The sequence below is a fragment of the Motilimonas sp. 1_MG-2023 genome (assembly GCF_030547455.1).
GTDB lineage: Bacteria > Pseudomonadota > Gammaproteobacteria > Enterobacterales > CBDFNC01 > Motilimonas.
The window spans coordinates 1-3,289 of sequence record NZ_JAUOPX010000088.1 but is presented as its reverse complement, the minus strand read 5'-3'; the positions used below and the strand labels follow the sequence as shown (position 1 = coordinate 3,289).

Here is a 3,289-nt window from a genome sequence, read left to right as displayed (position 1 = left end):
CGTTCGCTCTCATCGAGGGGAACAGTTTCGTGGACGTATCCTTTCGTTCATTGAAACATGCAAAAAACGCGGAATGGCATGCTACTCGACACTGAGCCAGATAGTCGATGCGGTGATCAGCAAACAGCCTTACCCTGATGTATTCGACCTAATGGATGAGCGTCAATACTTCGCTGGTGAATAGCTACCTAAAAACCTGCAGCATGAAGCTGATATAGAGGCATCGATATCCCAAGGCTCCATGTAAGCTGAAAAATTTCTTACTTCAGGTATAAATCACCCACCCTAACCCGACACCAGCCAACTCAAAATGCATTATTACGTTCATTCAGTGCCGACCGAATCTCAAGGGCATGCTTTTCTTCTTATGCGATGATTATCTTCGTTAGTTACAGATCCTCAGCATCACGCGCTTCAACTTTCTCTAACACCCACTCTTCAATCTCTGCTTCTACCCAAGCCACTGCGCGACCGCCTAGCGATACTTGCTTGGGGAACTTATCCAAATCAATGAATTTGTATATGGTGGCTCGCGCTAAGCCTGTCATGTACATGACTTCTTTTATCTTGATTAGTCTCATTTTCTGAATCCCTGTCATTGGTCCAGATAATGCGTCACAGCAGAAAAAAATTTCCGTCTTGCCAACTTCGAATTAAAACATTTTCATACCCATATCATCAATGTGCATATACCTAAACCAAGCTTAAGGAGCTCACCTATGCACACCAAACCAAACAAAGTCCAGATCCAGCACTGGCCTGATACTGCGCGCCAGATATTAGAATCAGCAGCTAACATCATTGCCGAGAAATTCGTCGCCAAAGATGCTTTCTGTAATCCACAGGCAACGAAAGACTTTCTAATGTTCAAGCTAGCTAGCCATGAAAGGGAAGTGTTTGCAGTGATGTTGCTAGACAACCAAAACCAGTTGATTGAGTTCAAAGAACTCTTCTTTGGCACCATCGACGCTGCGCATGTTTATCCGCGTGAAGTCGTCAAAACGGCACTCTACGCAAATGCAGCAGCCGTCATTCTTGCTCACAACCACCCTTCAGGTGAAATCGAACCTTCTGCCTCGGATAGAGCCATCACCAAGCGTCTAGTAGACGCGCTAGCGTTAATTGATGTCAGAGTGCTGGACCATGTGATCGTAGGCAAGGAAGCGTGCTCATTCGCAGAGAGAGGACTTATATAATGAACATTGTCATAACACCGAACAAGCTCGATGTATCAGCTCAACTTCATGCCTCATTACAACAAGCCACCAGCACAAAGGAGATCCAGCCTGATCACACCCAAATCATCTTTAACTTTCGTAATAGCTCTTACTATCAAACGAAAGCAGGCTACCACCCAGTAGAAATATCAATCAGCCGTGAAGATGCCAGAGATGATTGGCGTTTGCTTTACATCTCGGACTTGGCTTATTTCGGCCACCCCTACCCTGAACTAGATATCGAAATTGATTTCAACTTCCAAGCAGGGATCTTTTACATGGTTGGCCTCACTCGACAGCCTATCAATCACCCAATGGTTCAGGACTTTTACAAAACCTGGGAAAGCAACTTTCTCGCTTATCTTTCATCGGGGGTATTTGACGATATCACTGTCAATTCGTGGTAACGGGCAGGCAGGTTCTCAATTTAGCATTTTGGGAACCTGCCATCCCTTTCATAGCAAGGGACAGGTGCGCAAAAGCGCCTTCAAGTTCCCGTATCGGTGTGTCACAGTAAAAAAGGAACCTACCCATGGCTGAAGTAGATGCAGTTAAAAACTTAGATACCGTGAAGCTCATTAGCCACCTACTCGAAATCCGGTTTAGCAAGCAAATGTCTGATGTATGGAATGTTGGCTTAAATCTCGCGCTGCGTATTTCTGATTTACTTTCAATCAGGTTTGCCGATATCAATGATGGTAGATTGCAACTCCATGAAACTAAAACAGGCAAGCTCGCAAATATAAAGCTAAACCAAAAAGCGTTAGTAACGATTGCTCGAATTAGGGCTGAGCATCCTTCTCACATATTCCTATTTCAATCTTATCGTAGCAAACAATCACTCGATAGAGAGCCTAGGCCGATCAGCCGAAGAGCTGTCACGAAAGCATTTGCCATGGTTGGCGAAGAGGTCAAAGTGGCTTTAGGCACACACTCAATGCGCAAAACAAGGGGATACATGTTATATCAAAGCACCAAAGATATAGCGCGAGTGATGAAAATGCTAAGGCATAGCTCTGAAAGCGTAACGCTCCGCTATATAGGAATAACGCAAGATGATGTCGATAAAGACTTCACAGAGCTGGAAATATAAAAATAAGCGCAGGGGCAACAAAGGCCCCTGCTTCTAACTTATTTTTTTTCAAACCTATATTATCTAAAAAAAAGCTCCTTACGACTATTTTCGACTACACCCGAAGGATCTGGTTCTATTACCGTATTCCTTAGTCGCAGCCTTGGCGAAATAACTAACCCGGTAAAAGACCGCTTTAAACGCTTCGTCAAAGCCAGGTTGATGATGATTAATCCTGTAGGTAGGGTTCTCTGGAAAATGGACCAACCCCTTAGTGTCACGCTCCTCCAAATTTAACGCGCTAGCCCAAGCACTGATAATCCGCGTAGCCATATTTTCACTCACCCCATTTGGTGATGGGCTACCAAGAACGTTATAGGTATCGTTGTTAACAAAAATAACCACATGGTAATGAGGCTGTGGTGCCGTGCTGCGCTCTTTGGTCCATATATACCTTAAATCCGTTTCATGCACCCTAACTCCACGGCAATGCCTTAAAGCTAGGTCTGTACTGATTTCTTTATTTAAAGCGCTAAAGAACTTAGAAATAACATCTGAAAACACTGCATCAACATTCTCATCATTAGAGTGCCTTAAGTGAAGATCAAATCTAATAGCAAATGTTCTAGGGTGCTTAATGATAGATTGCCAAAGCGTTGACCAAATAGCATCTAAGTATTCTTTAACTAAAACGCCATGTTGAGTTTGCACTGGGCAGCCATGGTAAGCCGAATAGGCATATTGATGCAGGTTAGAATTTCCTGGAAGTTTATTCATTTTTATAGCTCCTGTGTTGTTGTCACAGGATTAGCCAGTCGATATTTTTTTTACCACCGTAAAGTGCACAGCAGCGAGCTCAGTTAAAAATGGCTCTGCAAAAATAGGATTGCTGGATGAGAGTGGCAGAGTTGGTGCTTGCTAGGTTTGTTCTGGTCTAATCCCATCGGACACTTAATTTTGAGACAATAACGTCAATAGATTAAGGAAATGATATGAGCCT

5 protein-coding genes and 1 pseudogene are annotated in these 3,289 nt (G+C 43.5%); 4 read left to right on the top strand and 2 right to left on the bottom strand.

The window, feature by feature from the left end; genetic code table 11:
• Positions 1–184, top strand: a pseudogene (locus Q4519_RS21455) (hypothetical protein); the annotation flags it as partial.
• Positions 185–389: 205 nt separating this feature from the next.
• Here Q4519_RS21455 and Q4519_RS21450 read toward each other — a convergent pair.
• Positions 390–581 (bottom strand): AlpA family transcriptional regulator, encoded by a 192-nt coding sequence (locus Q4519_RS21450; protein ID WP_303515942.1) that lies wholly within the window; start codon positions 579–581, stop codon positions 390–392.
• A gap of 138 nt (positions 582–719) precedes the next feature.
• On the opposite strand from Q4519_RS21450, the gene radC reads away from it, so the two are divergent.
• The 3 genes from radC to Q4519_RS21435 all read left to right on the top strand — a co-directional run bounded on the left by radC (position 720) and on the right by Q4519_RS21435 (position 2,310).
• Entirely contained in the window at positions 720–1,196 is a 477-nt protein-coding gene (gene radC, locus Q4519_RS21445) for a DNA repair protein RadC (protein WP_303515940.1), read from the top strand.
• Positions 1,196–1,624 (top strand): DUF2787 domain-containing protein, encoded by a 429-nt coding sequence (locus Q4519_RS21440; protein WP_303515939.1) that lies wholly within the window; start codon positions 1,196–1,198, stop codon positions 1,622–1,624. The genes radC and Q4519_RS21440 overlap by 1 nt, the downstream gene beginning before the upstream one ends.
• Before the next feature lie 125 nt (positions 1,625–1,749).
• Positions 1,750–2,310, top strand: coding sequence for a tyrosine-type recombinase/integrase (locus Q4519_RS21435; protein ID WP_303515937.1), 561 nt, complete (start codon positions 1,750–1,752; stop codon positions 2,308–2,310).
• Between the two features lie 84 nt (positions 2,311–2,394).
• Here Q4519_RS21435 and Q4519_RS21430 read toward each other — a convergent pair whose 3' ends face one another.
• A complete protein-coding gene (locus Q4519_RS21430) occupies positions 2,395–3,066 on the bottom strand; it encodes an inovirus Gp2 family protein (RefSeq protein ID WP_303515934.1) in 672 nt (223 codons plus the stop codon).
• Positions 3,067–3,289: the final 223 nt, after the last annotated feature.